This window comes from Bradyrhizobium sp. SRL28, assembly GCF_018596315.1.
Lineage (GTDB): Bacteria > Pseudomonadota > Alphaproteobacteria > Rhizobiales > Xanthobacteraceae > Bradyrhizobium.
Genome location: NZ_JAHEAG010000004.1, coordinates 173,730 through 195,458, shown reverse-complemented (window position 1 = coordinate 195,458; position 21,729 = coordinate 173,730). Strand labels below are relative to the sequence as shown.

The 21,729-nt window shown below is 62.7% G+C and carries 24 protein-coding genes; 14 read left to right on the top strand and 10 right to left on the bottom strand.

From position 1 onward, the window contains the following. Window positions 1–271: 271 nt before the first annotated feature. Together rho and hemJ are read right to left on the bottom strand one after the other, a co-directional pair. Window positions 272–1,537 (bottom strand): transcription termination factor Rho, encoded by a 1,266-nt coding sequence (gene rho / locus KIP88_RS12435; protein ID WP_108520089.1) that lies wholly within the window; start codon window positions 1,535–1,537, stop codon window positions 272–274. Between the two features lie 260 nt (window positions 1,538–1,797). Continuing rightward, window positions 1,798–2,244: a protoporphyrinogen oxidase HemJ gene (gene hemJ, locus KIP88_RS12430; protein ID WP_214488198.1), complete on the bottom strand. Its 447-nt coding sequence runs from the start codon at window positions 2,242–2,244 to the stop codon at window positions 1,798–1,800. Between the two features lie 453 nt (window positions 2,245–2,697). Here hemJ and KIP88_RS12425 point away from each other — a divergent pair, with 453 nt between their 5' ends. The 4 genes from KIP88_RS12425 to dnaQ are packed head-to-tail and all read left to right on the top strand — an operon-like array spanning window position 2,698 to window position 5,502. Continuing rightward, window positions 2,698–3,537, top strand: coding sequence for a pyruvate, water dikinase regulatory protein (locus KIP88_RS12425; RefSeq protein ID WP_214488197.1), 840 nt, complete (start codon window positions 2,698–2,700; stop codon window positions 3,535–3,537). 10 nt (window positions 3,538–3,547) lie between these two features. After that, window positions 3,548–4,156 (top strand): nucleoside triphosphate pyrophosphatase, encoded by a 609-nt coding sequence (locus KIP88_RS12420; protein ID WP_214488196.1) that lies wholly within the window; start codon window positions 3,548–3,550, stop codon window positions 4,154–4,156. A gap of 18 nt (window positions 4,157–4,174) precedes the next feature. After that, window positions 4,175–4,774 carry a dephospho-CoA kinase gene (gene coaE / locus KIP88_RS12415; protein WP_214488195.1) on the top strand — a complete coding sequence of 200 codons (600 nt, stop codon included), beginning with the start codon at window positions 4,175–4,177 and terminating at the stop codon, window positions 4,772–4,774. 29 nt (window positions 4,775–4,803) lie between these two features. After that, a complete protein-coding gene (dnaQ, locus tag KIP88_RS12410) occupies window positions 4,804–5,502 on the top strand; it encodes a DNA polymerase III subunit epsilon (protein WP_214488194.1) in 699 nt (232 codons plus the stop codon). Window positions 5,503–5,545: 43 nt separating this feature from the next. Here the strand turns inward: dnaQ and secB are convergent, their stop codons facing one another. Beyond that, the gene (gene secB / locus KIP88_RS12405) at window positions 5,546–6,034 is read right to left on the bottom strand and encodes a protein-export chaperone SecB (RefSeq protein WP_214488193.1); all 489 of its coding nucleotides are present in this window, start codon (window positions 6,032–6,034) and stop codon (window positions 5,546–5,548) included. A gap of 439 nt (window positions 6,035–6,473) precedes the next feature. Here secB and KIP88_RS12400 point away from each other — a divergent pair, with 439 nt between their 5' ends. Genes KIP88_RS12400 through KIP88_RS12390 form a run of 3 tightly spaced genes read left to right on the top strand, consistent with a single transcriptional unit; the run spans window position 6,474 to window position 9,347 of the window. Next, entirely contained in the window at window positions 6,474–7,178 is a 705-nt protein-coding gene (locus tag KIP88_RS12400) for a Tim44/TimA family putative adaptor protein (protein WP_214488192.1), read from the top strand. Next, complete coding sequence (locus KIP88_RS12395; RefSeq protein WP_374226458.1) at window positions 7,156–8,757, top strand: murein transglycosylase A; 1,602 nt, start codon at window positions 7,156–7,158, stop codon at window positions 8,755–8,757. The genes KIP88_RS12400 and KIP88_RS12395 overlap by 23 nt, the downstream gene beginning before the upstream one ends. Continuing rightward, window positions 8,754–9,347, top strand: a complete 594-nt coding sequence (locus KIP88_RS12390) for a Smr/MutS family protein (protein ID WP_214488190.1) — start codon at window positions 8,754–8,756, stop codon at window positions 9,345–9,347. Before KIP88_RS12395 ends, KIP88_RS12390 begins: the two co-directional genes overlap by 4 nt. Here the strand turns inward: KIP88_RS12390 and KIP88_RS12385 are convergent. The 5 genes from KIP88_RS12385 to hslV form a co-directional block, all read right to left on the bottom strand. Next, window positions 9,344–10,480, bottom strand: a complete 1,137-nt coding sequence (locus tag KIP88_RS12385) for a hypothetical protein (RefSeq protein ID WP_214488420.1) — start codon at window positions 10,478–10,480, stop codon at window positions 9,344–9,346. The genes KIP88_RS12390 and KIP88_RS12385 overlap by 4 nt on opposite strands. A gap of 176 nt (window positions 10,481–10,656) precedes the next feature. Continuing rightward, a complete protein-coding gene (hslU, locus tag KIP88_RS12380) occupies window positions 10,657–11,958 on the bottom strand; it encodes an ATP-dependent protease ATPase subunit HslU (RefSeq protein ID WP_214488189.1) in 1,302 nt (433 codons plus the stop codon). Window positions 11,959–12,011: 53 nt separating this feature from the next. Continuing rightward, on the bottom strand, window positions 12,012–12,623 hold the full coding sequence (locus tag KIP88_RS12375) for a DUF2585 domain-containing protein (RefSeq protein WP_214488188.1): 612 nt from the start codon (window positions 12,621–12,623) through the stop codon (window positions 12,012–12,014). Beyond that, the gene (locus tag KIP88_RS12370; RefSeq protein ID WP_214488187.1) at window positions 12,620–13,105 is read right to left on the bottom strand and encodes a GNAT family N-acetyltransferase; all 486 of its coding nucleotides are present in this window, start codon (window positions 13,103–13,105) and stop codon (window positions 12,620–12,622) included. The genes KIP88_RS12375 and KIP88_RS12370 overlap by 4 nt, the downstream gene beginning before the upstream one ends. 14 nt (window positions 13,106–13,119) lie before the next feature. Continuing rightward, window positions 13,120–13,671, bottom strand: coding sequence for an ATP-dependent protease subunit HslV (hslV, locus tag KIP88_RS12365; RefSeq protein WP_214488186.1), 552 nt, complete (start codon window positions 13,669–13,671; stop codon window positions 13,120–13,122). A 252-nt stretch (window positions 13,672–13,923) separates the two neighbouring features. Here hslV and hisB point away from each other — a divergent pair, with 252 nt between their 5' ends. From hisB to coaA, 7 genes are all read left to right on the top strand, one after another. Beyond that, entirely contained in the window at window positions 13,924–14,517 is a 594-nt protein-coding gene (gene hisB, locus KIP88_RS12360; protein WP_028348312.1) for an imidazoleglycerol-phosphate dehydratase HisB, read from the top strand. 40 nt (window positions 14,518–14,557) lie between these two features. Further along, a complete protein-coding gene (locus KIP88_RS12355) occupies window positions 14,558–15,091 on the top strand; it encodes a DUF2628 domain-containing protein (protein WP_214488185.1) in 534 nt (177 codons plus the stop codon). Beyond that, window positions 15,088–15,738 (top strand): imidazole glycerol phosphate synthase subunit HisH, encoded by a 651-nt coding sequence (gene hisH / locus KIP88_RS12350; protein WP_214488184.1) that lies wholly within the window; start codon window positions 15,088–15,090, stop codon window positions 15,736–15,738. Before KIP88_RS12355 ends, hisH begins: the two co-directional genes overlap by 4 nt. Beyond that, entirely contained in the window at window positions 15,735–16,475 is a 741-nt protein-coding gene (gene hisA, locus KIP88_RS12345) for a 1-(5-phosphoribosyl)-5-[(5-phosphoribosylamino)methylideneamino]imidazole-4-carboxamide isomerase (RefSeq protein ID WP_214488183.1), read from the top strand. Before hisH ends, hisA begins: the two co-directional genes overlap by 4 nt. Before the next feature lie 10 nt (window positions 16,476–16,485). Continuing rightward, complete coding sequence (gene hisF, locus KIP88_RS12340) at window positions 16,486–17,262, top strand: imidazole glycerol phosphate synthase subunit HisF (RefSeq protein ID WP_108520051.1); 777 nt, start codon at window positions 16,486–16,488, stop codon at window positions 17,260–17,262. A gap of 83 nt (window positions 17,263–17,345) precedes the next feature. Beyond that, window positions 17,346–17,669: a phosphoribosyl-ATP diphosphatase gene (locus KIP88_RS12335; RefSeq protein WP_214488182.1), complete on the top strand. Its 324-nt coding sequence runs from the start codon at window positions 17,346–17,348 to the stop codon at window positions 17,667–17,669. A 15-nt stretch (window positions 17,670–17,684) separates the two neighbouring features. Further along, complete coding sequence (coaA, locus tag KIP88_RS12330; RefSeq protein WP_214488181.1) at window positions 17,685–18,641, top strand: type I pantothenate kinase; 957 nt, start codon at window positions 17,685–17,687, stop codon at window positions 18,639–18,641. A 143-nt stretch (window positions 18,642–18,784) separates the two neighbouring features. On the opposite strand, the gene KIP88_RS12325 is transcribed toward coaA, so the two are convergent. Together KIP88_RS12325 and KIP88_RS12320 are read right to left on the bottom strand one after the other, a co-directional pair. Continuing rightward, on the bottom strand, window positions 18,785–21,019 hold the full coding sequence (locus tag KIP88_RS12325; RefSeq protein WP_214488180.1) for a PAS domain-containing hybrid sensor histidine kinase/response regulator: 2,235 nt from the start codon (window positions 21,017–21,019) through the stop codon (window positions 18,785–18,787). A 143-nt stretch (window positions 21,020–21,162) separates the two neighbouring features. Next, window positions 21,163–21,630: a hypothetical protein gene (locus tag KIP88_RS12320; protein WP_214488179.1), complete on the bottom strand. Its 468-nt coding sequence runs from the start codon at window positions 21,628–21,630 to the stop codon at window positions 21,163–21,165. Window positions 21,631–21,729 lie beyond the last annotated feature (99 nt).

Sequence of the window (21,729 nt, the reverse complement as noted above, 5' to 3'; positions counted from 1 at the left end):
GCGATTCGGTTCGGGGCAACACGCAGGCGATACCGCGGGTCTACCGCGGGTCTACCGCGGACAGCTGCCGCAAAAATGCTGCAAAATCCGGAGGAGCACCCTCCCCCCGACACCCAGACCTAATAAGTAGTATAAAATTCAATACCTTAAATGGTTAACCAATCACTAAGGCCGATTTCCCGATGCTGCATTCCCATTGCAGCGACGATCGCAACATGAAAAAGGCGCCCCGCTTCCACGAGGCGCCCTCTTCCCAACCCGGCCTCTCGGCTCAGGTATTCATGGAGTCGAAGAACTCCGAGTTGTTCTTGGTGTTGCGGAGCTTGTCGAGCAGGAAGTCGATGGCATCCATCGTGCCCATCGGGTTGAGGATCCGGCGCAGCACATACATTTTCTTCAGGAGCTGCGGATCGGTGATCAGCTCTTCCTTGCGGGTGCCGGAGCGCGAGATGTCGATCGCCGGGAAGGTCCGCTTGTCCGAGACCTTGCGATCGAGGATCAGTTCGGAGTTACCGGTGCCCTTGAATTCTTCGAAGATGACTTCGTCCATTCGGCTGCCGGTATCGACCAGCGCGGTCGCGATGATCGTGAGCGAACCGCCCTCCTCGATGTTGCGCGCGGCGCCGAAGAATCGTTTCGGCCGCTGCAGCGCGTTGGCGTCGACGCCGCCGGTCAGCACCTTGCCGGATGACGGCACCACAGTGTTGTAGGCGCGGCCCAGACGCGTGATCGAGTCCAAGAGGATCACCACATCGCGGCCATGCTCGACGAGCCGCTTGGCTTTCTCGATCACCATCTCGGCGACCTGGACGTGACGCACCGCCGGTTCGTCGAACGTGGACGACACCACCTCGCCCTTCACCGAACGCTGCATGTCCGTGACTTCTTCCGGACGTTCGTCGATCAAGAGAACGATCAGATAGCATTCCGGATGATTGGCGGTGATCGAGTGCGCGATGTTCTGCATCAGCACCGTCTTGCCGGTGCGCGGCGGCGCCACGATCAGAGCGCGCTGGCCTTTGCCGATCGGAGCGACGATGTCGATCACCCTTGCAGAAAGGTCTTTTCGCGTCGGGTCCTCGAGCTCGAGGCGGAAGCGCTGGTCCGGAAACAGCGGGGTCAGATTGTCGAAATTGACCTTGTGCTTGGACTTTTCCGGATCCTCGAAATTGAGGGTGTTGACCTTCAGCAGCGCAAAATAGCGTTCGCCTTCTTTCGGGCTGCGGATGTGGCCTTCGATGGTGTCGCCGGTGCGAAGGCCGAAGCGGCGGATCTGCGAGGGCGAGACGTAGATGTCGTCGGGGCCGGGCAGGTAGTTGGCGTCGGGCGAGCGCAGAAAGCCGAAGCCGTCGGAGAGAACCTCAACGACGCCTTCGCCGATAATGTCGATTTCTTGGATCGCGAGCTGCTTGAGAATCGCGAACATCAGCTCCTGCTTGCGCATGGTGCTGGCATTTTCGACCCCGTTCTCTTCCGCGAACGAGACAAGCTCGGCCGGCGTTTTCGATTTGAGGTCCTGGAGTTTCATTTCCCGCATTGGGGTGGTCCTGTGGAGTGTTTTTTTAAGGAAGGGGTGCGAGGTGGCTTGAAGAAATAGCGGACACGAAAAATGGAAGGTCCGCAGGTCTAAGCAAGGAAAGCGCCGGTGAGGCTTCAAACCTGATGCGGCGGCCGGTCCAATGAAGGAGCCGGAACGCAACCACATCCGCCTGCGTGGGGTGGGATTTCGACAATATAGAAAATCGCCCGGCGCTTCGCAAGCAGGTGGAAAACCGGATCGTCGTGGAAAGCTCAGGCCTAGAACGGCTTCACGATCACCAGGATGACGATGAAAATCATCAGGACGGTAGGTACCTCATTGATAATACGATAGAATTTATGGCTTCTGGTATTCCGGTCGGCGGCGAAATCCTTGACCAGCCGCGAAAAAAAGCCGTGGACACCCGACAGGATGAGTACCAGCGTCAGTTTGGCGTGAAACCAGCCGGACGTGTACCAGTGCCCGCTCCAGGCCAGGTAAAGCCCGGCCAGCCAGGTGATGATCATCGCCGGATTGATGATCGCCTTCAGCAATCGCCATTCCATCACCTTGAAGGTCTCGGACTGCTTCGATCCGACCTCGGCCTCGCAGTGATAGACGAACAGCCGCGGCAGATAGAGCATGCCGGCCATCCAGGAGATGACCGCAATCACGTGCAGCGCCTTGATCCACGGATACGCCGTGATCGTGATCCACTCGTACATTGCAGTCGCCAGGCCTTGCTCGTCTCTGGAACGTTCCGATTATCCCGACGTTGCAAAGAAGCGCTGCCAACGTGGGACGCAAGACATATCCGCAAAGCACCGCTTCTCTAAACTAATAATTTTAGAATCTTAGGTTTGAGTCTAAGTGACGGTGATTATGACTCACACAAAACGATCCCTAATGTTTGCGAGGCTTGTTCACAGTCGTCCCCAATTTCGGCCGGACATTGCGTCATCCTGATAACGCCACGCGCATCAATTGCTTGCGCCGTTTCGTGGCCAGCTTATGAAGAGACAAATCCACAGCTTCCCACTATCATGGCGATGAGCCGGCGGACTTGTCCTCTCGCGGGGCCCTGTGAAGAAATGTCCGGGTTATCCCTGACCTGACGACCCAGGGCCAAATATCTTGGTTAAGCTCCACAGGGATTCACAGGATACACAGGGGTTCTGGTGCCCACGACCGGCAATTATTTTCATCTTCATCTGGTCTCCGACTCGACCGGCGAGACGCTGATCACGGTGGCGCGCGCGGTCGCCGCGCAATACGCCAATGTGACCGCGGTCGAACACGTCTATCCGCTGGTGCGCAGCCAGAAGCAGCTCGACCGCGTGCTCGACGAGATCGAGGAGGCGCCGGGCATCGTGCTCTTCACGCTCTTAGAAAAGGATCTGGTCGGTCGGCTGGAGGCCAAGTGCAGGGATATCAACATCCCGAGCCTGTCAATTATTGGCCCGGTGATGCAAATGTTCGAGGCCTATCTCGGCGCGGCGACGACGGGGAGGGTGGGCGCCCAGCACGTTCTGAATGCGGAATATTTCAAGCGCATCGACGCCTTGAACTACACCATGATCCATGACGACGGCCAGCACGTCGAAGGTCTGGAAGATGCCGACGTGGTTCTGGTCGGCGTGTCGCGCACATCGAAGACGCCGACCTCGATCTATCTTGCCAACCGCGGCGTCCGGACCGCGAACGTGCCGCTGGTGCCAGGCATTCCGCTGCCGCACCAGCTGGAGACGTTGAAAAAGCCGTTGGTCGTCAGCCTTCATGCGACGCCGGAGCGGTTGATCCAGGTCCGGCAAAACCGGCTGCTGAGCATGGGCGCCGATACTCCCAACGATGAGTACATCGATCGTCAGGCGGTGACCGATGAAGTCGCCTACGCCCGGAAACTGAGTGCCAAATTCAGTTGGGCGCAGCTCGATGTGACGCGCCGCTCAATCGAGGAAACTGCCGCGGCCGTGCTGAAACTGTTCACCGATCGCCAGCGGCAGCGGCTTCCGGAATGAAGCGGATACGATGACGATCTGGCGCGGAAAAGAGCCGCTGATCCTGGCCTCGCAAAGCCGCGCGCGTCAGATGTTGCTTGCGAATGCCGGCATTTCCTTCGAGGCCGTTCCCGCCGATATCGACGAACGATCCGTGCAGAAGAATTCCGGTCTTTCCGCGCCGGGTGAAATCGCGGGCCTGCTGGCGCGCGAGAAGGCGTGCTTCGTATCGTCAAAAAATCCCGGCCGCTATGTCATCGGCGCCGATCAGACGCTGGCTTTGGGAAACCGCCTGTTCAGCAAGCCGTCCGGCCGCGCGCAGGCCGCAGAGCAATTGCGCCTGCTTGCCGGCCATACGCACGAACTGCACTCCGCCGTTGCGGTTGCCCGCGACGGCAAGATAGTGTTTTCCGATGTCGTCGTTGCCAGAATGACGATGCGGCGTTTGGACGAAAGCGAGATCGAGGCCTATCTGGATCAGGCCGGGCAGGCGGTCACGACCAGCGTCGGCGCCTATCAGCTCGAAGGGCTAGGCGTGCATCTGTTCGAACGCATCGATGGCGACCATTTTACGATCCTCGGCCTACCGCTGTTGCCGTTGCTGGCGTTCCTGCGCGGCGAGGGCCTGCTCAATGTCTAGAATGGAAACGGCGATCTGATGCGGATACTCGGACTGACCGGCTCGATCGGGATGGGAAAATCCACCACCGCAAAGCTGTTCACTGAGGCAGGCGTTCCGGTTTATGACGCCGATGCCGCCGTTCACAAAATCTATGAAGGCGAAGCGGCGCCCGCGATCGAGGCGGCATTTCCCGGCACGACCGTCGATGGCAAGGTCGATCGCGCAAAGCTGTCCGCCAAGGTGGTGCATGATCAGGCCGCGATCAAACAGCTCGAGCAGATCGTTCATCCGATGCTCGGCGCCTCCCGCCGGAAATTCCTCGACGAAGCCGAACGTTCCGGCGCGCCGGTGGTGGTGATGGATATCCCGCTGCTGTTCGAAACCGGCGGCGAGAAACGCGTCGATGCCGTCGTCGTGGTCTCTACCGATCCGGCGACCCAGCGCGAGCGAATTCTCGCGCGCGGCAACATGACATCAGAGGCGCTCGACGGCATTTTGGCGCGGCAATTGCCCGATGCCGAAAAGCGCAAGCGCGCGGATTTCGTGGTGGATACATCGCATGGATTGGACCCGGTGCGCGCGGCAATCCGCGACATTCTAGCCGAGGTCGTTAAGATGCCGCAGCGGCGAGCCTGATTCGCCTAACCTCCGGTCTCACAACCTCCATGCGCGAAATCGTTCTCGATACCGAAACCACTGGCCTCGACCCGCTGCGCGGCGACCGGCTGGTCGAGATCGGCTGCATCGAGATCTACAACCGTATGCCGACGGGGCAGACCTTCCACCGCTACATCAATCCCGAGCGCGACATGCCGGCGGAAGCGTTTGCCGTGCATGGCCTGTCCAGCGAGTTCCTTTCCAGCAAGCCGCTGTTCACGGAAGTGGTCGAGGAGTTCCTGGAATTCATCGGCGACGCGCCGCTCGTCATCCACAACGCCTCGTTCGACGTCAGCTTCATCAATGCCGAGCTCGACCGCATCAAGCGGCAGCCGATTTTGCGCGATCGGCTGGTCGATACGTTGTTGCTGGCGCGTCGCAAGCATCCGGGCGTGTCGAACCGGCTGGACGATCTCTGCTCGCGCTATGCGATCGATAATTCCCGCCGCACCAAGCACGGCGCGCTGCTCGACGCCGAGCTATTGGCCGAAGTCTATATCGACCTGATCGGGGCGCGGCAGTCGCAACTGATCCTGGCGTCGGAAACCCGCGTCACCGTCAGCAACGGATTTGGCGAAACGCCGCGCCGGCTGCGCGAGGTGCCGCTGGCGCCGCGAATCAGCGAGGCGGACCGCGACGCGCATCGGGCCTTCATCGCCACCTTGGGCGACAAGCCGATCTGGAATGATTTTCTCGGGGCGGCCTAGCGGCGTTTGGCCGCTGGGCTGCTTAAATTCGGCTTAGCTCGGCTTAGCTCGGCTTCGCGCCCGAAGCGGCCTGCGCCGCAGCCTGCCGTTCCATGTTCTGGCGGTACAGGCCGACGAAATCGACGGGATCGAGCATCAGGGGCGGGAAGCCGCCGTCGCGCACCGCGGTCGCGATGATTTCGCGCGCGAACGGGAACAACAGCCGCGGGCATTCGATCATGACCAGCGGATGCAGGTTTTCCTGGGGCACATTGACGATGCGGAACACGCCGGCATAAGCCAGCTCGAAGCTGAACATCACCTTGCCGGCGTTTTCAGCCTTGCCTTCGATCGAAAGCGTCACTTCGAACTCGTTTTCCGAGAGGTTATTCGCGGAAACGTTGATTTGAATGTTGATGGCCGGCTGTTGCTGCTGCGGCGCCAGGGAGGAGGGGGCGTTCGGATTTTCGAACGACAGATCCTTGGTGTACTGGGCCAGCACGTTGAGCTGGGGAGGGGCCTGTTCGGGAGGTGCGCCGTTGCCGTTGGTCATGAAACTCTCTCCTGAAGCTGGCGAGCGGAGCCCGTTTTCGTCTGAATTCGCTCGATGGGCGGGATGCCTTTTCCGGGCGAGTGGCTATCATAGCCCCGCCTCGTTCCACAAGGACGACGGGCGGACCGACTGTATCCTCGGCGAAATGTGGCAGATATGCCTAATACGGCCCCACCGGCCGTCCAATACGCATCCTAAATTATTGAATGTGCGTGATTTCCGGACACGATCGGGTTTCCCCTCGCCCCCAAAACGCGCTACAATTCACTTGCGCCAAAACGCGCCATTGGCCGGGCGTAGTTTCATGCCTACATGCTGCAGTCTCAATCGATGATGTAATCTCTGCCGTTCTCAGGGAAAACTCGTAGAGAGCTTCTCATCAGGGAACGCTCGACCGCCGGGCCCGTTGCCGGCGTTAGAACCAGAAAGCGAATACGACGTGGATATTTACACCATCATCTTCCTGGCGCTGGCGGTCTTTATCTTCCTGCGCCTGCGCAGCGTCCTCGGACAGCGCACCGGAAACGAACGGCCGCCCTACGATCGCGCCGCGCCCAACGTCGTGCAGCGAGCGCAGGACAACAACAATGTCGTTCCGATGCCGGGTGCGGTAATCGATCAGGCGCCGCTGGCGCCGACCGCGGATGTGGCACCGGCCGACCGCTGGAAAGGCATTACCGAGCCGGGCACGCCGCTCGCGCAAGGCCTCGATGCGATTGTCGCCCAGGACTCCTCGTTCGATCCCCGGCATTTCCTCTCCGGCGCCCGCGGCGCCTATGAGATGATCGTGCTGGCTTTCGCCAATGGCGACCGCCGCGCGCTGAAGGATCTGTTGTCCAGCGAGGTCTATGAGAGCTTCGAGACCGTGATCAAGGATCGCGAGAAGCACGAGCAGAAGACCGAAACGCGGTTTGTTTCGATCGACAAGGCCGAGCTGGTGAGCGCGGAAGCCCGCGACCGCGCGGCGCAACTGACCGTTCGTTTCGTGTCGCAGATGATCTCGGTCACCCGCGACAAGACCGGCGCCATTGTCGATGGCAACCCCGACAAGGTCGCCGATATCACCGATGTCTGGACATTCGCCCGCGACACGAGCTCTCGCGATCCGAACTGGAAGCTGGTTGGCACCGGAAGCGCGGCCTGACGCGCGACGCCTTGCGAGGCTCGCGTTTGGCGTGATCGCTTTGGCGTGCGCGCTGGCGCCGGTGGATGCCCTCGCGACACGTCATGCGCGTTCGCAAAAACCTGCGCATCCGCCGCCCGTCCGTCACCTGCCATATCCACAGCTCGAATTCCCGTTTCAGATTAACGGCGGCCAGTATGCGCCGGTTGCCTGGTCCGGGATCTCGGGCTGGAACGAAGACGATCATCTCGCCGCCTACAAGGCATTTCGAGTGAGCTGCAGACCGATAGCGGCGCAGCGAACACCGCCCGCCGATCCGAAGGCGCTCGGGACCTCGCTGCGCGAGCCCTGCCACATCGCGAAAGGCCTGGAACTGTCGGATGGCCTGAAGGCAAAAGCTTTCTTCGAGGAGCATTTTCTCCCCTTGCGTATTTCCCGGCTTGGCGAAGGCGAGGGCTTTGTCACCGGCTATTACGAGCCCATCGTCGACGGCTCAAAGACGGAGAACGAGGTCTACAAGGTGCCGGTCTATCGCCGGCCGTCCAATCTGTTCGTCCGCGGCACCACCCAAAGCTCGGCCGGTTTGCCCAACAAGGGCCAGGTGTTCCGCAAGATCGGCCGCCGCAAGCTGGTGCCCTATTACGATCGCGCCGAGATCGAGGACGGTGCGATTGCTGGCCGCGGACTCGAAATCTGCTGGCTGAAGGAGCAGACCGACCTGCTGTTCTCGCAGATCCAGGGTTCGGCGCGGGTCAGTCTCGACGACGGCTCGACCGTTCGCATCAATTACGACGCCCATAATGGCTATCCCTATACAGCGGTCGGCCGCATCCTGATCGAGCGCAACATCATCCCCAAGGATCAGATGTCGATGCAGAAGATCCGGGAGTGGATGGAGCAGAATCCCAATGAGGCCGACGAGCTTCGGCGGCAGAACAAATCCTACGTCTTTTTCCGCGAGGTGCAGCTTTCCGACAAGGACGAGGCGGTTGGTGCCCAGGGCGTGCCGTTGACTCCGGGCCGCTCGATCGCGGTCGACAAAGCACTGCATGTCTACGGCACGCCGTTCTTCATCGAAGGCGAGTTGCCGATCGAATCGGAACTGTCGAAGACGCCGTTTCGCCGCCTGATGATTGGGCAGGACACCGGCTCCGCCATCGTCGGACCCGCGCGCGCCGATCTTTATTTCGGCGCCGGTCCCGAAGCCGGCAAGGTTGCCGGCCGCCTCCGCCACAATGCGCGCTTCGTTATCCTGGTGCCGAAGAGCCTCGATCCGGTGGCGCACGGCCGCAAGATGCCGGTGCCCGATGAGCGACCGTCGGCGACGATCGCAAAACTGTTCCCGCAAACCGCGCCGTCGAAAGATCCGTCCAGGGAGCAGACGAATGCTGCGAAGCCGCCCGAGGTGACCGCGGCGACCAACACGAGGCCCGCGACTCAGGCAGCACCGCCGACGCCAGCAGCGGTGCCTTCGCAAGCCCCGGCGGTCCAGGCTGCCGTGGCGAAGCCGGTGCCGCTTCCCGAGCCGCGGCCAAGGGTTGAAGCTGTTTCCGCAAAGCCGCATCAGCGTCACCTCCGCCGCTATCGCCATCTTCGATGAAACGCCGGCCGTCGAGCTTGATTCCCGAATTGCCGGAGCCGCCGCGACGCAAGCGCGGCCTGAGCGAGGAGGAGCGCGCGTTGTGGGAGAGCGTCGCCAAACAGGTCAAGCCGTTGCGCAAGCGGCGGGCCTCGAAACCGTCGGTCGCCTCGGCGGAAGCCGATAACAAAGTCGCGCCGAAACCCGCCGCTTCGCCGAGGCCTGCCGCGCCGCAACGAATCGCTGCTCCCTCAAAACCGGAGCCGCCGCCGCTGGCGCCGATCGGCCGCCGCGAGCGGTCGCATCTGTCGCGCGGCCGGAAGGAGATCGACGCCCGGCTCGACCTGCATGGCATGACGCAGACGAGGGCGCATCGCGCGCTGTTCGGCTTCCTGCAGCGGGCCCATCATGACGGGCTGACCTTCGTGCTTATCATCACCGGCAAGGGCAAGGTGGGCGCCGAGTCCGAGCGCGGCGTGTTGCGCCGCCAGGTGCCGCAATGGCTCGGCCTGCCGGAATTCCGCTCGCTGGTGGTCGGCTTCGAGGAAGCCCATATCGGCCATGGCGGCGAGGGCGCCTTGTACGTGCGGGTGCGGCGGGCGCGAGCTTAAAACGGCCGTACGATTCCGACACGCGGGATCAGCGTCACGAACCAGCCGAACGCAACGTTCTTCCGATCGTCCGCTGATATCGGTGGCGCGTCCTTGAAAGCCGGCAGCGTTTTCACGGCGTGCAGGATCAGAAACAGGCACACCGCCCAATTCGAGATCCACCTGGAATAATCGAATATCATTGCGAACATCACGAGATACGCAGCGGTCACGAGGATGAGTGAGGCGATAATGATGCGTCGGTGGCGATCTGACGCGAGCAGTTGGATCGAATTGTCGAAATACCGCCATAGCGGCGCATGCAGCCAGATTAGCAGCGCAAACACGGGGACCCCTAGGAGGTTGGACGGCATGCGATCCCAAGTATCGCGGATTTCCTGGGAAAGCGGCTGATACCAGATGTAGGAAAAGGCATGGGTGTGGCGCACCAGACTTTCTTGCAAGGGGTCGGCCATGCGGCTCTGAACATGGGCCACGAACTCGGACGCCGGCACGACGAGTGTTCCGTTGATCTGCGTGACCAAGAACAGGAGACCAACGGCGAACGCCGCGGCGGTGCCTGCGATCGCATTTCGGAGCGTCACACCCTGCAAGAGATAATACCGCAGCACCACGATAACCGCGATCGTCGGCACGTACATCAGGAAGTGGATGTGATGAATCAGGATCAGCACCATCGACGCAAGCGCTGCACATAGGACAAAGGCGACCGAGCCCGCCGGCGCCAGCAACAGGCAAATCGCAACTGCGCAGCCGTAGATGTCGAAATGCCCCAGCGTGTGCAGGAAATTCTTCAGAAAGAACGGCGAGCCCGCCATCAGTACGAATAGCGGCATCTGTTCGCGGTTGAATCCGAACGTCTGCCGGAACAACCGGACGAACAAGGCCGCGGTGACCAGCCACACTGCGCTGCCGAGCGCGAACACCAGCCACACCGGCACCTTGTCGGTGAACAGCGATACGATCGCGCCAATCAGCGCGCGTTTGGTGAAGCCGAAATGATAGTCGACCAGCAGATGAAGGTAGGGAACGTAGGGTGACAGCGTGAGCTTGTGCCAGAAAACCCCGATCATGACGGCGGCATTGACAGCAAGCATCAAGCGCCAGGGGTTTTCCCACACCCGTAAGTTCAGATTCATCGTCGTCCCGGCCAAGCGATAGCGCGAGCCGGAACCCATAACCACAGGCCGGCGTTACAGACGGGATAGCGGTCCCAGCGAGAGCACACAATGAACATTTGTGGTTGTGGGTCCCTGCGCCCGTGCGCAATTGCGCACCAGGCAGGGACGACGGATGCGGAGGATGACGGTTACAGAATAAACCGGCTCAAATCGGCGTTCTTGGCGAGATCGCCGATGTGCTTCTGCACGTAATCGGCATCGACCTTGATGGTCTCGCCATGACGGTCCGGCGCGGCAAAGGATATCTCGTCGAGCACGCGCTCCATCACCGTCTGCAGGCGCCGCGCGCCGATATTTTCCACCGTCGAATTGACGGCGACCGCGATGTCGGCCAGCGCGTCGATGGCGCCGTCGGTGATGTCGAGCGTCACGCCTTCGGTCTGCATCAGCGCGACATATTGCTTGATCAGCGACGCCTCCGGCTCGGTCAGGATGCGGCGCATGTCGTCGCGCGTCAGCGCTTCCAGCTCGACGCGGATCGGCAGGCGCCCCTGCAATTCCGGCAACAGATCCGAGGGTTTTGCGATATGGAACGCGCCGGACGCGATGAACAGGACGTGGTCGGTCTTGACCGCGCCGTGCTTGGTCGAGACCGTAGTGCCTTCGATCAGCGGCAGCAAATCGCGCTGCACGCCTTCGCGCGAGACGTCGCCGCCAGTACGGCCGTCGCGCACGCAGATCTTGTCGATCTCGTCGAGGAACACGATGCCGTTATTTTCGACCGCGCTGATCGCTTCCAGTACCAGCTGATCGCTGTCCAGCAGCTTGTCGGATTCCTCGTTGACCAGAATCTCGTGCGAGCTTTCGACCGTCAGGCGGCGGGTCTTGGTTCGTCCGCCCATCTTTCCGAAGATATCGCCGATCGAAATCGCGCCCATCTGTGCGCCGGGCATGCCCGGGATTTCGAACATCGGCATGCCGCCGGAGGATTGCGTCTCGATCTCGATTTCCTTGTCGTTGAGCTCGCCGGCGCGCAACTTCTTGCGGAAGGAATCGCGGGTGGCGGGGCTCGACGCCGGTCCGACCAGCGCATCCAGCACGCGTTCTTCGGCGGCCTGCTGCGCGCGAGCCTGCACGTCCTTGCGCTTGCGCTCGCGCACCTGGACGATCGCGACCTCGACGAGATCGCGGATGATCTGCTCGACGTCGCGGCCGACATAGCCGACCTCGGTAAACTTGGTGGCTTCGACCTTGATGAAGGGCGCGTTGGCAAGCTTCGCCAGCCGCCGCGCGATCTCGGTCTTGCCGACGCCGGTCGGCCCGATCATTAGGATGTTCTTTGGCAGCACCTCTTCGCGCAGGTTGCCGGTGAGCTGCAGCCGCCGCCAGCGGTTGCGCAGCGCGATCGATACGGCGCGCTTGGCATCGGCCTGGCCGACGATGAAGCGGTCGAGTTCGGAGACGATTTCACGGGGAGAAAAGTCGGTCATGTTTCCTAGGTAGGTCTCCAATGTTGCGAGAGCAAGCCGTAGACGAGGGCAACTCAAATGATCGGTGGCCCGCCTTGCCAAGCCTTGATCGCCTCGAAGGGATGAATCAGCATGATGATGTTGAGCGTCAGATTGTCGCGAATGTGAAGCGCCAGCACGAGCTCGAACAGAAGTGCAAGCGCCACAGTGATGGCGACCGGAAGCCTTTTCGCCAGCAGGAAGCCGCCGATCATGGCGAACATATCGGCGATCGAGTTGACGATGGTGTCGCCGAAATAATCCAGCGAGATCGTGCCGGCGCGGTAGCGGTCGATAATCCAGTCGGAATTCTCGACCAGTTCCCAGCCGCCTTCGACCAGCATGGCGAGGATCAGGCGGCCCTGCCAGGCGAGGCGGGGGAAGGCGAGGAACGCGGCGCCGTAGAACAGGAAGCCGTGCAGGATATGCGACAGCGTGTACCAGTCGGCGATGTGCTGCGAATTCTCCGAGCTCAGCACCACGCCATGCCAGAGTTTGACATAGCCGCAGGCGCAGATCGGCAGACGGCCCATCGCGTACAGGATGGCGGCCTGAAGTGCGAGGATGCCGGCGGCGATTGCGAACCAATGCCAGGTCGAAAGCGCGCGGGTAACCGGAGCTTTTTCGATGTTGCTGGTAGAGGTCATGCGTTGCGCACCATCAGTAGAGCGGGCCCATCAGGCGTGTCGACCATACCAGCTTTTTCAAAACCCGCCTTCTCGTAGGCGCGAACGGCCCGGGCATTGGCCGGGTCGGGATCGGTGACAATGCGCGGCGCGCCATTCCGCAGGCGCTCGTCGACGAAGGCGCGGATGAACGCCGAACCAAGGCCGCGTTGGATCATGTCGGGCTCGCCGATGAACTGGTCGATGCCGCGGGTGCCGCGCGGATGTTCGCCAAATCCCGAATTCCACGCGGTCAGGTCGTAGCACTGCAGATAGGCAAAATCGCTGCCTCCTGCCGAGACGATGAACTGGTCCATCGCGGGCTCATCGAGATCGCCACTGACGAGATCATATTGCTCGGACGGATCGCCCCACCATTGCACGACATGCGCCTCCGCCAGCCAGCGCCGGACCAGCGGCAGATCTGTAGATGTCATCGGGCGGAAGACGTAGTCCGGCGCCATGACCGGCAGCTCCTTCAGAGCGTTTCGATCGTGACGTTGCGGTTGGTATAGACGCAGATGTCGGCGGCGATATCGAGCGCGCGGCGCACGATGGTCTCGGCATCCTTGTCGGTATCGACCAGCGCCCGGGCGGCCGCCAGGGCGTAATTGCCCCCGGAGCCGATCGCCATTACGCCCGATTCCGGCTCCAGCACGTCGCCGGTGCCGGTCAGGACCAGCGAGACGTCCTTGTCGGCGACGATCATCATCGCCTCCAGCCGGCGCAGATAGCGGTCGGTCCGCCAGTCCTTGGCCAGTTCGACCGCCGCGCGGGTCAACTGCCCCGGATACTGCTCCAGCTTGCTTTCCAGCCGCTCGAACAGGGTGAAGGCGTCGGCCGTGGCCCCGGCGAAGCCGCCGATCACGTCGCCCTTGCCGATTTTGCGGACCTTTTTGGCGTTGGCCTTGATGACGGTCTGGCCGATCGAGACCTGGCCGTCGCCGCCGATCACCACCTTGCCGCCCTTGCGGACCGTCAAAATCGTGGTGCCGTGCCAGATCGGCAGGTTGTTTTCAGATGCTTGCATGAATTGCCCTCGTTCCGATCAGATTTAGGGGCTGGCGGGGAGGGTTACAATCGCGGCATCCGTAGCGTTTTCGAGCGAAGTGGGGACCGGTTCGCGTAAAGAAAACGCGTCAGAACAGAACGAGCCGGGATTCCGGTCACCATAGGCCGAAGTTCAGCCGCCAAAAGCGTCATCCCGCAGTAGCGAAGGTGACATCCGCCTGTTAAAAGGGCCGCGTTTTCGGCCCCAGGCGGCCAAAGGGAAGTAGTTTTCATGCGCACAGCGTCCATCAAGCGCAAGACCAAGGAAACCGACATCGAGGTTGCGGTAAACCTCGATGGCACGGGCGTGTCCAAGGTTTCGACCGGTATCGGCTTTTTCGACCATATGCTCGACCTGCTGGCCCGGCATTCCCGCATCGACATCACGGTCAAGGCCGATGGCGACCTCCATGTCGACCATCACCATACCACCGAGGACGTCGGCATCGCGCTGGGGCAGGCCGTGAAGCAGGCGCTAGGCACCATGGCCGGCATCACCCGCTATGCCTCGATCCACATGCCGATGGACGAGACGCTGTCGCGCGTCGTGATCGACATTTCGGGCCGGCCGGTGCTGGTGTTCAAGGTCGATTTTCCGCGCGACAAGGTCGGACAGTTCGACACCGAACTGGTGCGCGAATGGTTCAACGCCTTCACCATCAACGCCGGCGTGACTTTGCACGTCGAGACCTTATATGGCGAGAACAGCCATCATATCGCCGAATCCTGTTTCAAGGGTCTGGCGAGGGCGCTTCGCGCCGCGGTCGCGATCGATCCGCGTGCGGCAGGCGAAGTACCTTCCACCAAGGGTCAGCTCGGCGGCTGATTTTCTTGTTTGCGTTTTTCGTTCGCGGCGGAGAGGTTCGATGCCGGTCTACACAGTGCATGCTCCCGTAGCCAACGGCGCTGATCTCGCGGCGACCGACAAGTTCGTCTTTGTCCGTGACGGCTTCCATTTCTGGGCCGCGGTCGCGAGCGTGATCTGGCTGTTGTGGCATCGGCTGTGGCTGGCGCTGATCGGCTGGATCGTTGTGATGATCGCCATCCAGTTCGGGATGTCGGTGCTGGGCGCCAGCCGCGGCACGATTTTCACCGTTGACGCCCTGATTGCCATCCTGATGGGCTTCGAAGCGGCCAGCCTGCGGCGCTGGACCCTGTCGCGGCGCAAATGGCGCCAGCTCGATGTCGTGGTGGCCGACGACGAGGAATCTGCCGAACGCCGATTCTTCGAGCGCTGGACCGGTCGGCAGCGCGGGCTTACCAACGATCAATATGCGACCGATCGCGGCGGACCGCCGCCGACCCGCAACATTCCCGGCCAGCCGTTCTCCAAACCGCCGCCGCCATTGCCGCAGGGCGGGATCATCGGCCTGTTTCCGGAACCGGGAGGGCCGCGATGACCGTTGCGATCGTCGATTACGGCTCCGGCAATCTTCACTCGGCGGCGAAGGCCTTCGAGCTGGCCTCGCGGAGTATGGAAGATCCGCAGAAGGTGATCGTGACGCGCGATCCGGAAGCCGTGTACCGCGCCGACCGCATCGTGCTGCCCGGCGTCGGCGCCTTCGCCGATTGCCGCAGGGGGCTCGATGCGGTGAACGGCATGCTGGAAGCGATGACGGAAGCGGTGCGCGTCAAGGCGCGGCCGTTCTTCGGCATCTGCGTCGGCATGCAGCTGATGGCCACGCGCGGCAAGGAGCATGTCGTAACCGAGGGCTTCAACTGGATCGAAGGCGACGTCGAGAAGATCGCGCCGCGCGAGGAGAATCTGAAAATTCCGCACATGGGCTGGAACACGCTCGACATGATCCGCGAGCACCCGGTGCTGGAGCGGCTGTCGCTCGGGCCGAAGGGGCGCCATGCCTATTTCGTGCACTCCTATCATCTCAATGCCACCAATGAGGCCGATGTGCTGGCGCGCGCCGACTACGGCGGGCCGGTGACGGCGATCGTGGGCAAGGACACCGCGATCGGCACGCAGTTTCACCCCGAGAAGAGCCAGCGGTTCGGCCTGGCCCTGATCTCGAATTTCCTGAAGTGGAAGCCGTGATTCTCTTTCCCGCCGTCGACCTGAAAAACGGCCAGTGCGTGCGCCTCGAACAGGGCGACATGGCGCGCGCGACCGTGTTCAACCTCGATCCCGCCGCGCAGGCGCGGTCCTTCGCCGAGCAGGGGTTTGAGTATCTGCATGTCGTCGATCTCGACGGCGCCTTTGCCGGCAAGCCGATGAATGCGCATGCCGTCGAGGCGATGCTCAAGGCCGTCACCATGCCGGTGCAGCTCGGCGGCGGCATCCGCGATCTCAAGACCGTGGAAGCCTGGCTCGACAAGGGCATCGCCCGCGTCATCATCGGCACCGCCGCGGTGCGCGATCCCGAGCTGGTGAAGAGCGCCGCGAGGAAATTTCCCGGCCGTGTCGCGGTCGGTCTCGACGCGCGCGACGGCAAGGTCGCCGTCGAGGGCTGGGCCGAGACCTCGCAGGTGACCGCGCTCGAAATCGCAAAACGCTTCGAAGATGCCGGCGTCGCCGCCATCATCTTCACCGACATCGCGCGCGACGGCCTGCTGAAGGGCCTCAACCTCGATGCGACGATCGCGCTTGCCGAGCGCATCTCTATCCCCGTCATCGCCTCCGGCGGTTTCGCATCCATCGAGGACGTCAAGGCGCTGCTGCAGCCGCGCGCCAAAAAGCTCGCCGGCGCCATCGCCGGCCGTGCGCTCTATGACGGCCGGCTGGATCCCGCCGCCGCGCTGACGCTGATCCGCAACGCGCGCGCCGCGGCCTAGGAGTTTCGACATGTTCAAAGTCCGCGTGATCCCCTGTCTCGATGTGAAAGACGGCCGGGTGGTCAAGGGCGTCAATTTCGTCGATCTGCGCGATGCCGGCGATCCCGTCGAAGCGGCGATTGCGTATGACGCCGCCGGCGCCGACGAATTGTGCTTCCTCGATATCACCGCCACCCACGAGAATCGCGGCACTATGCTGGATGTCGTCCGCCGCACGGCGGAAGCCTGCTTCATGCCGCTGACGGTCGGCGGCGGGGTCCGCACCATCGACGACATCAAGACGCTGCTGCGGTACGGCGCCGACAAGGTCTCGATCAATTCCGCCGCCGTCTCTAACCGCGAATTCGTCAAGCAGGCCGCCGAAAAGTTCGGCGAGCAGTGCATCGTGGTCGCGATTGACGCCAAGCGGGTCAAGCGCGCCGGCGGCGGCGAGCGCTGGGAGATCTTCACCCATGGCGGCCGCAACTCCACCGGGATCGACGCCATCGAATACGCGCAGGAAGTGGTGTCGCTCGGCGCCGGCGAAATCCTGCTGACCTCGATGGACCGCGACGGCACCCGACAGGGCTTCGACCTGCCGCTGACGCAGGCCATTGCCGACAGTGTCCCCGTACCGGTCATCGCCTCCGGCGGTGTCGGCAATCTCGACCACCTGGTCGACGGCATCCGCCAGGGCCACGCCACCGCGGTGCTGGCGGCCTCGATATTCCACTTCGGCGAATTTACCATACGCCAAGCCAAGGAGCACATGGTGCGCGCCGGGCTGCCGATGCGGCTCGATCCCTGACGACTCCCCGTCACAAAAGTGCTAAGTCCTTGATCGGGACGGCGCCGCGGCCTTTGGCCGGGCGCGAGTGTTGAGTTCGGTTGATGTCGCGTTTCACGATCCATGATCTGGCCGCCACCATCGATGCACGGGCCGCATCGGGAGGAGAGGCGTCGTACACCCGTAAACTGCTCGACAAGGGTGCGGAGCACTGCGCCAAGAAACTTGGCGAGGAGGCGGTCGAGACCGTGATCGCGGCCGTCGAGAACGATCGGGACCACCTGATCGCCGAAAGCGCCGACCTGCTGTTTCACCTGCTGGTGCTGTTGAAGGCGCGCGGCGTCAAGCTCGACGAGGTCGAGGCCGCGCTGGCGCAGCGGACGTCGATGTCCGGGCTCGAGGAAAAGGCGTCGCGCAAGCGCGACTGACCGAAGGGGCAGTTCATGGATATCCGGACCACCGAACAGCAATACAATCCCTACCGTATCTTCACGCGCGAGCAGTGGGCGCGGTTGCGCGACGATACGCCGATGACGCTGGAGCCGGGCGAATTCGAGCGGCTGCGTTCGATGCACGATCGCCTCGACATGCTGGAGGTCGAGGACATCTACCTGCCGCTGTCGCGCCTGTTGTCGATCTATGTCGACGCCACCCACAGGCTCTACCAGGCGCAGCGCCAGTTCCTCGACATCCGGGACCGCAAGGTGCCCTACATCATCGGCGTCGCCGGCTCGGTCGCGGTCGGCAAATCGACCACCGCGCGCGTGCTGCAGGCATTGCTGGCGCGCTGGTCGCCGCGGCCCAAGGTCGACCTGGTGACGACAGACGGTTTTCTGTTTCCCAATGCCGTGCTCGAGCGGCAGGGCCTGATGCAGAAAAAAGGCTTTCCCGAGAGCTACGATCTGCCGATGCTGCTGTCGTTCCTCTCCGACATCAAGGCCGGCCGCCGGCCGGTGCGCGCGCCGGTTTATTCGCATCTGGTCTACGACATCGTGCCGAACCAGTGGATCGAGGTCGACCGTCCCGACATCCTGATCGTCGAGGGGGTCAACGTGCTGCAGACCGGTCGCCTGCCGCGCGACGGCAAGGCGGTGCCCGTGGTGTCCGACTTCTTCGACTTCTCCGTCTATATCGATGCCGATGAGCCGGTGCTGCGCGAATGGTATGTGCGGCGCTTCCTTGCGCTCAGGGACACCGCGTTCACCGATCCCAAATCGTACTTTAATCGCTACGCTGTCCTGTCGGATGAGGAAGCCACGGCGACCGCGATCGCGATCTGGGAACGCACCAACCTCGCCAATCTCGAGGACAATATTTTGCCGACCCGTCCGCGCGCGACGCTGATCCTGAAAAAACGCGCCGATCACCTGGTCGAGACGGTGGCGCTGCGGCGGCTGTAGACTCGTAGGGTGGGCAAAGGCGTATCGCGCCGTGCCCACCATCTATCCCTCTATCGCTGAATGGTGGGCACGCTTCCGCCTTCGCTCTTCGAGCTACGGCGGACAAGTCGCTTTGCCCACCCTACGATTCCTGCGAATTCACCTCACGCCGCGATGTGTCGTGACGCGACGAGACCGGCGAGCGCGTCGGCGAGTTTTTCGCGGTCGAGCGGCTTGATCAAAAATCCGTCCATGCCGGCCTCGAAGCAGGCGTAGCGGTCTTCCACCAGCGTGTTGGCGGTGAGGGCGAGGATCGGCGTCCGGACGCCCGGCTCGCCAGCCTCGAGGGTACGAATCCGCTTGGTGGTTTCGATGCCGTTGAGCTGCGGCATCTGGATGTCCATCAGGACGAGATCATAGGGGCTGCCCGCGGATTTCGCCGACAGCCAGGACTCCAGCGCTTCGGCGCCGTTGGTGGTGATGACGGTGTCATGGCCGAGCCGGCCGAGCAGCGAGCGGATCAACAGCGCATTGATCTGATTGTCCTCGGCCACCAGGATCGACAGGCCCTTGGCCGACGCCGCGGCTGATGTCTCGATCGGGTCGATGGCCGGCTCGAGGCTCGGCGCGGCCACTTCCGGCGCGGTCGTCAGGCGGGCCGCGAGCGAAGCCGCGCGCAACGGCTTGACCAGGTAGCCGGTGAGGGCGGAGCTGCCGGACGGCTGCAATTCCTGCCGCGTCGCCGGCGTGAACATCACGATACGCTGGGTAGCATGAAGCCGCGCGGCTTCGCCGAGCCGTTCGATGTCGGCCAGCCCCAGCGCGTGATCGATCAGCACGGCGTGCCAAGGCCGCTCGGGTAGCAGCGCTTCAGCGACATCGGCGTCCGATACCATGCAGGTCTGCCCGCCCCAGCGCTGAAGCCGCCGCCCGGTCAGCGAGGCCTCGATGCTCTGTGGCGAGACCAGCATGATCGACTGGCCGGAGAGATCGGGTGCTGCGAAGGACGTCTGTTCGCCGTCGGCGGCGGTGAGCGGGATCGACACTTCGAATGTCGAGCCGGCGCCCGGTTGGGTCTCCAGCGTGATGCGACCGCCCATGCGCTTGACGATGCGGTCGGAGATGCTCAGGCCGAGCCCGGTGCCGCCATAGCTGCGGGCGATCTTGTCGTCGGCCTGCTCGAACTCGCGAAAAATCCGCTCGCGCGCCTCGGGCGCGATGCCGATGCCGGTGTCGCGGACCAGGAAACTGATTTCGTTGGGCCAGATGCCGGGCTCGACGATCAGCGCGACGCCGCCGGCCGAGGTGAACTTGATCGCGTTGCCGGCGAGATTGAGCAGCACCTGCCGCAACCGCGCCGCGTCGCCGATCACGTGCATCGGCAGCCGCTCGTCGACATAGGCGGCGATCTCGATCGTCTTGGCCTCCGCGCGCGGTGCCAGCAATTCGGTGATGTCCTCGATCAGGCCGGATAGCGCAAATGGACGATATTCGAGATCGAGCTTGCCCGCCTCGACCTTGGAATAATCCAGCAGCTCCTCGATCAGCGAGAGCAGCGCGTCGCCGGAGGTCTTCACCGCCTTGACATAGGTCGTCTGTTCCGGCGTCAGCGGTGTATCCATCAACAGCCCGCTCATGCCGATGATGCCGTTGAGCGGCGTGCGGATTTCATGGCTCGCCATCGCGAGGAAACGCGACTTGGCGCGGCTTGCCGCATCGGCCTGGTCGCGGGCCTCGGCCAGCGCGCGCTCGCTTTCGGTGCGATCGGTGACGTCGCGGCCGACGCTTTGCATTTCCGCCGGGCCCCCGGCGTCGTTGCGGACGAGGCCCTCGCGCCACGCGATCCAGCGCGGGCCGAGCGGACCGGCGACCTGCTGGTCGTGAACGCGGGTGCCGTTCGGTTCGAGCGCGGTGTCGCCCTGTTCGAGAACTTCAAGCGCAAAGCGCGTGCCGAACAGCGCGTCGCGCGGCATTTGCGCGAGTTCGCAATAGGCATCGTTGGCATAGGTGATGCGGCCCTCGGCGTCGCGCAGTACGATCAGATCGCCCTGCGCTTCGAACAGGCGGCGGGCGCGCTGCTCGGCTTCCTGCAATTCCCAGTTCCGGTCGGCCAGCGCTTCATTATGCAGAGCGACCTTGCGCATCTTCTTGCGCATCAGGCGGAGCCGGACGCTAAACGTGGCGAGCGCGACACAGGCGATCGCAAACAGGAAAGCGACGCCGATCGCAAAGGAGTGCGGGTCATAGCCGGAATTTTCCGTCTTGCTTCCGGCAATGAATCCATAGGCGGCGCCGAACACGATCGAGAAGATCATGAAGGAGCGAAGCGCGAAGGTCAGCCAGGGATGCCGGCGGCCGAAACGGCGAAAGCGAAGTTTGATCCGGAAAGTCCGTCCCATCGCCAATGACCCCGAGATTACTGCTTGAATTGAGTTGGCCCGACCAGCCGTGTGCTTGAAGCAGACGATGCGTCGCCGACATTGCAAAGTGCTTGAGGCTAACCGCGGTTGTCGGCCGCGATGAGAACATGGTGAACGAAGTGTTAAAGCGACGCCGCTTCGACGCGGTGGCGCTCGCCGCGCGCGCCGACGATCAGGGCTGCGGCATCGAGCAGCGAAAAGCTCTTCGAGGACACGAATATCCGGTAGTCGGCAGGTCCATCCCTGGAAAGATAGATCACGGGATCGGAGGGCGCGGGATTGCGGGAGATCGCGATCAGTCGCGGCGGCGCGCTGCTCCCGCAGGCGCCGGCTTCGGCCGTATCGATGTCGTCGATCACGGTGAAGTCGGCCGCTTCCGCGTTGTCGGAAATCTGGACCCGCACCGTCGCGCGGGAGGGATCGTCGGTGAAACCGACATGCAGGTGCGCCTGCCAGGAGAGGGCGGCGATCTTGACCGACATGCCTGCTATTTCGATGCAGGCCTGAGGCCCCGTCAAAAACTCGCCGCGCGCGAACAAAGCGGCAATCGCCAGCGGAACAACCGAGGCCAGGATCTTCAAACGCAACATGACACGCTACTCGCCAAGTCCGCGACAGGGGACTTATGGTTGGCAGAGGGTAAAGGAAACTAGTTACCGCGGTGTTGACGCCGGTTGTTTTTGTGCGGC

Coding starts and splice junctions, on each gene's coding strand:
- rho (WP_108520089.1), bottom strand. CDS start 1,537: ATGCGGGAAATGAAACTCCAGGACCTCAAATCGAAAACGCCGGCCGAG.
- hslV (WP_214488186.1), bottom strand. CDS start 13,671: ATGCAAGCATCTGAAAACAACCTGCCGATCTGGCACGGCACCACGATT.
- hisH (WP_214488184.1), top strand. CDS start 15,088: ATGACCGTTGCGATCGTCGATTACGGCTCCGGCAATCTTCACTCGGCG.
- hemJ (WP_214488198.1), bottom strand. CDS start 2,244: ATGTACGAGTGGATCACGATCACGGCGTATCCGTGGATCAAGGCGCTG.
- KIP88_RS12320 (WP_214488179.1), bottom strand. CDS start 21,630: ATGTTGCGTTTGAAGATCCTGGCCTCGGTTGTTCCGCTGGCGATTGCC.
- hisB (WP_028348312.1), top strand. CDS start 13,924: ATGCGCACAGCGTCCATCAAGCGCAAGACCAAGGAAACCGACATCGAG.
- KIP88_RS12390 (WP_214488190.1), top strand. CDS start 8,754: ATGAAACGCCGGCCGTCGAGCTTGATTCCCGAATTGCCGGAGCCGCCG.
- KIP88_RS12420 (WP_214488196.1), top strand. CDS start 3,548: ATGACGATCTGGCGCGGAAAAGAGCCGCTGATCCTGGCCTCGCAAAGC.
- coaE (WP_214488195.1), top strand. CDS start 4,175: ATGCGGATACTCGGACTGACCGGCTCGATCGGGATGGGAAAATCCACC.
- hisF (WP_108520051.1), top strand. CDS start 16,486: ATGTTCAAAGTCCGCGTGATCCCCTGTCTCGATGTGAAAGACGGCCGG.
- hslU (WP_214488189.1), bottom strand. CDS start 11,958: ATGACCGACTTTTCTCCCCGTGAAATCGTCTCCGAACTCGACCGCTTC.
- dnaQ (WP_214488194.1), top strand. CDS start 4,804: ATGCGCGAAATCGTTCTCGATACCGAAACCACTGGCCTCGACCCGCTG.
- coaA (WP_214488181.1), top strand. CDS start 17,685: ATGGATATCCGGACCACCGAACAGCAATACAATCCCTACCGTATCTTC.
- KIP88_RS12370 (WP_214488187.1), bottom strand. CDS start 13,105: ATGGCGCCGGACTACGTCTTCCGCCCGATGACATCTACAGATCTGCCG.
- secB (WP_214488193.1), bottom strand. CDS start 6,034: ATGACCAACGGCAACGGCGCACCTCCCGAACAGGCCCCTCCCCAGCTC.
- KIP88_RS12375 (WP_214488188.1), bottom strand. CDS start 12,623: ATGACCTCTACCAGCAACATCGAAAAAGCTCCGGTTACCCGCGCGCTT.
- KIP88_RS12335 (WP_214488182.1), top strand. CDS start 17,346: ATGTCGCGTTTCACGATCCATGATCTGGCCGCCACCATCGATGCACGG.
- KIP88_RS12325 (WP_214488180.1), bottom strand. CDS start 21,019: ATGGGACGGACTTTCCGGATCAAACTTCGCTTTCGCCGTTTCGGCCGC.
- KIP88_RS12355 (WP_214488185.1), top strand. CDS start 14,558: ATGCCGGTCTACACAGTGCATGCTCCCGTAGCCAACGGCGCTGATCTC.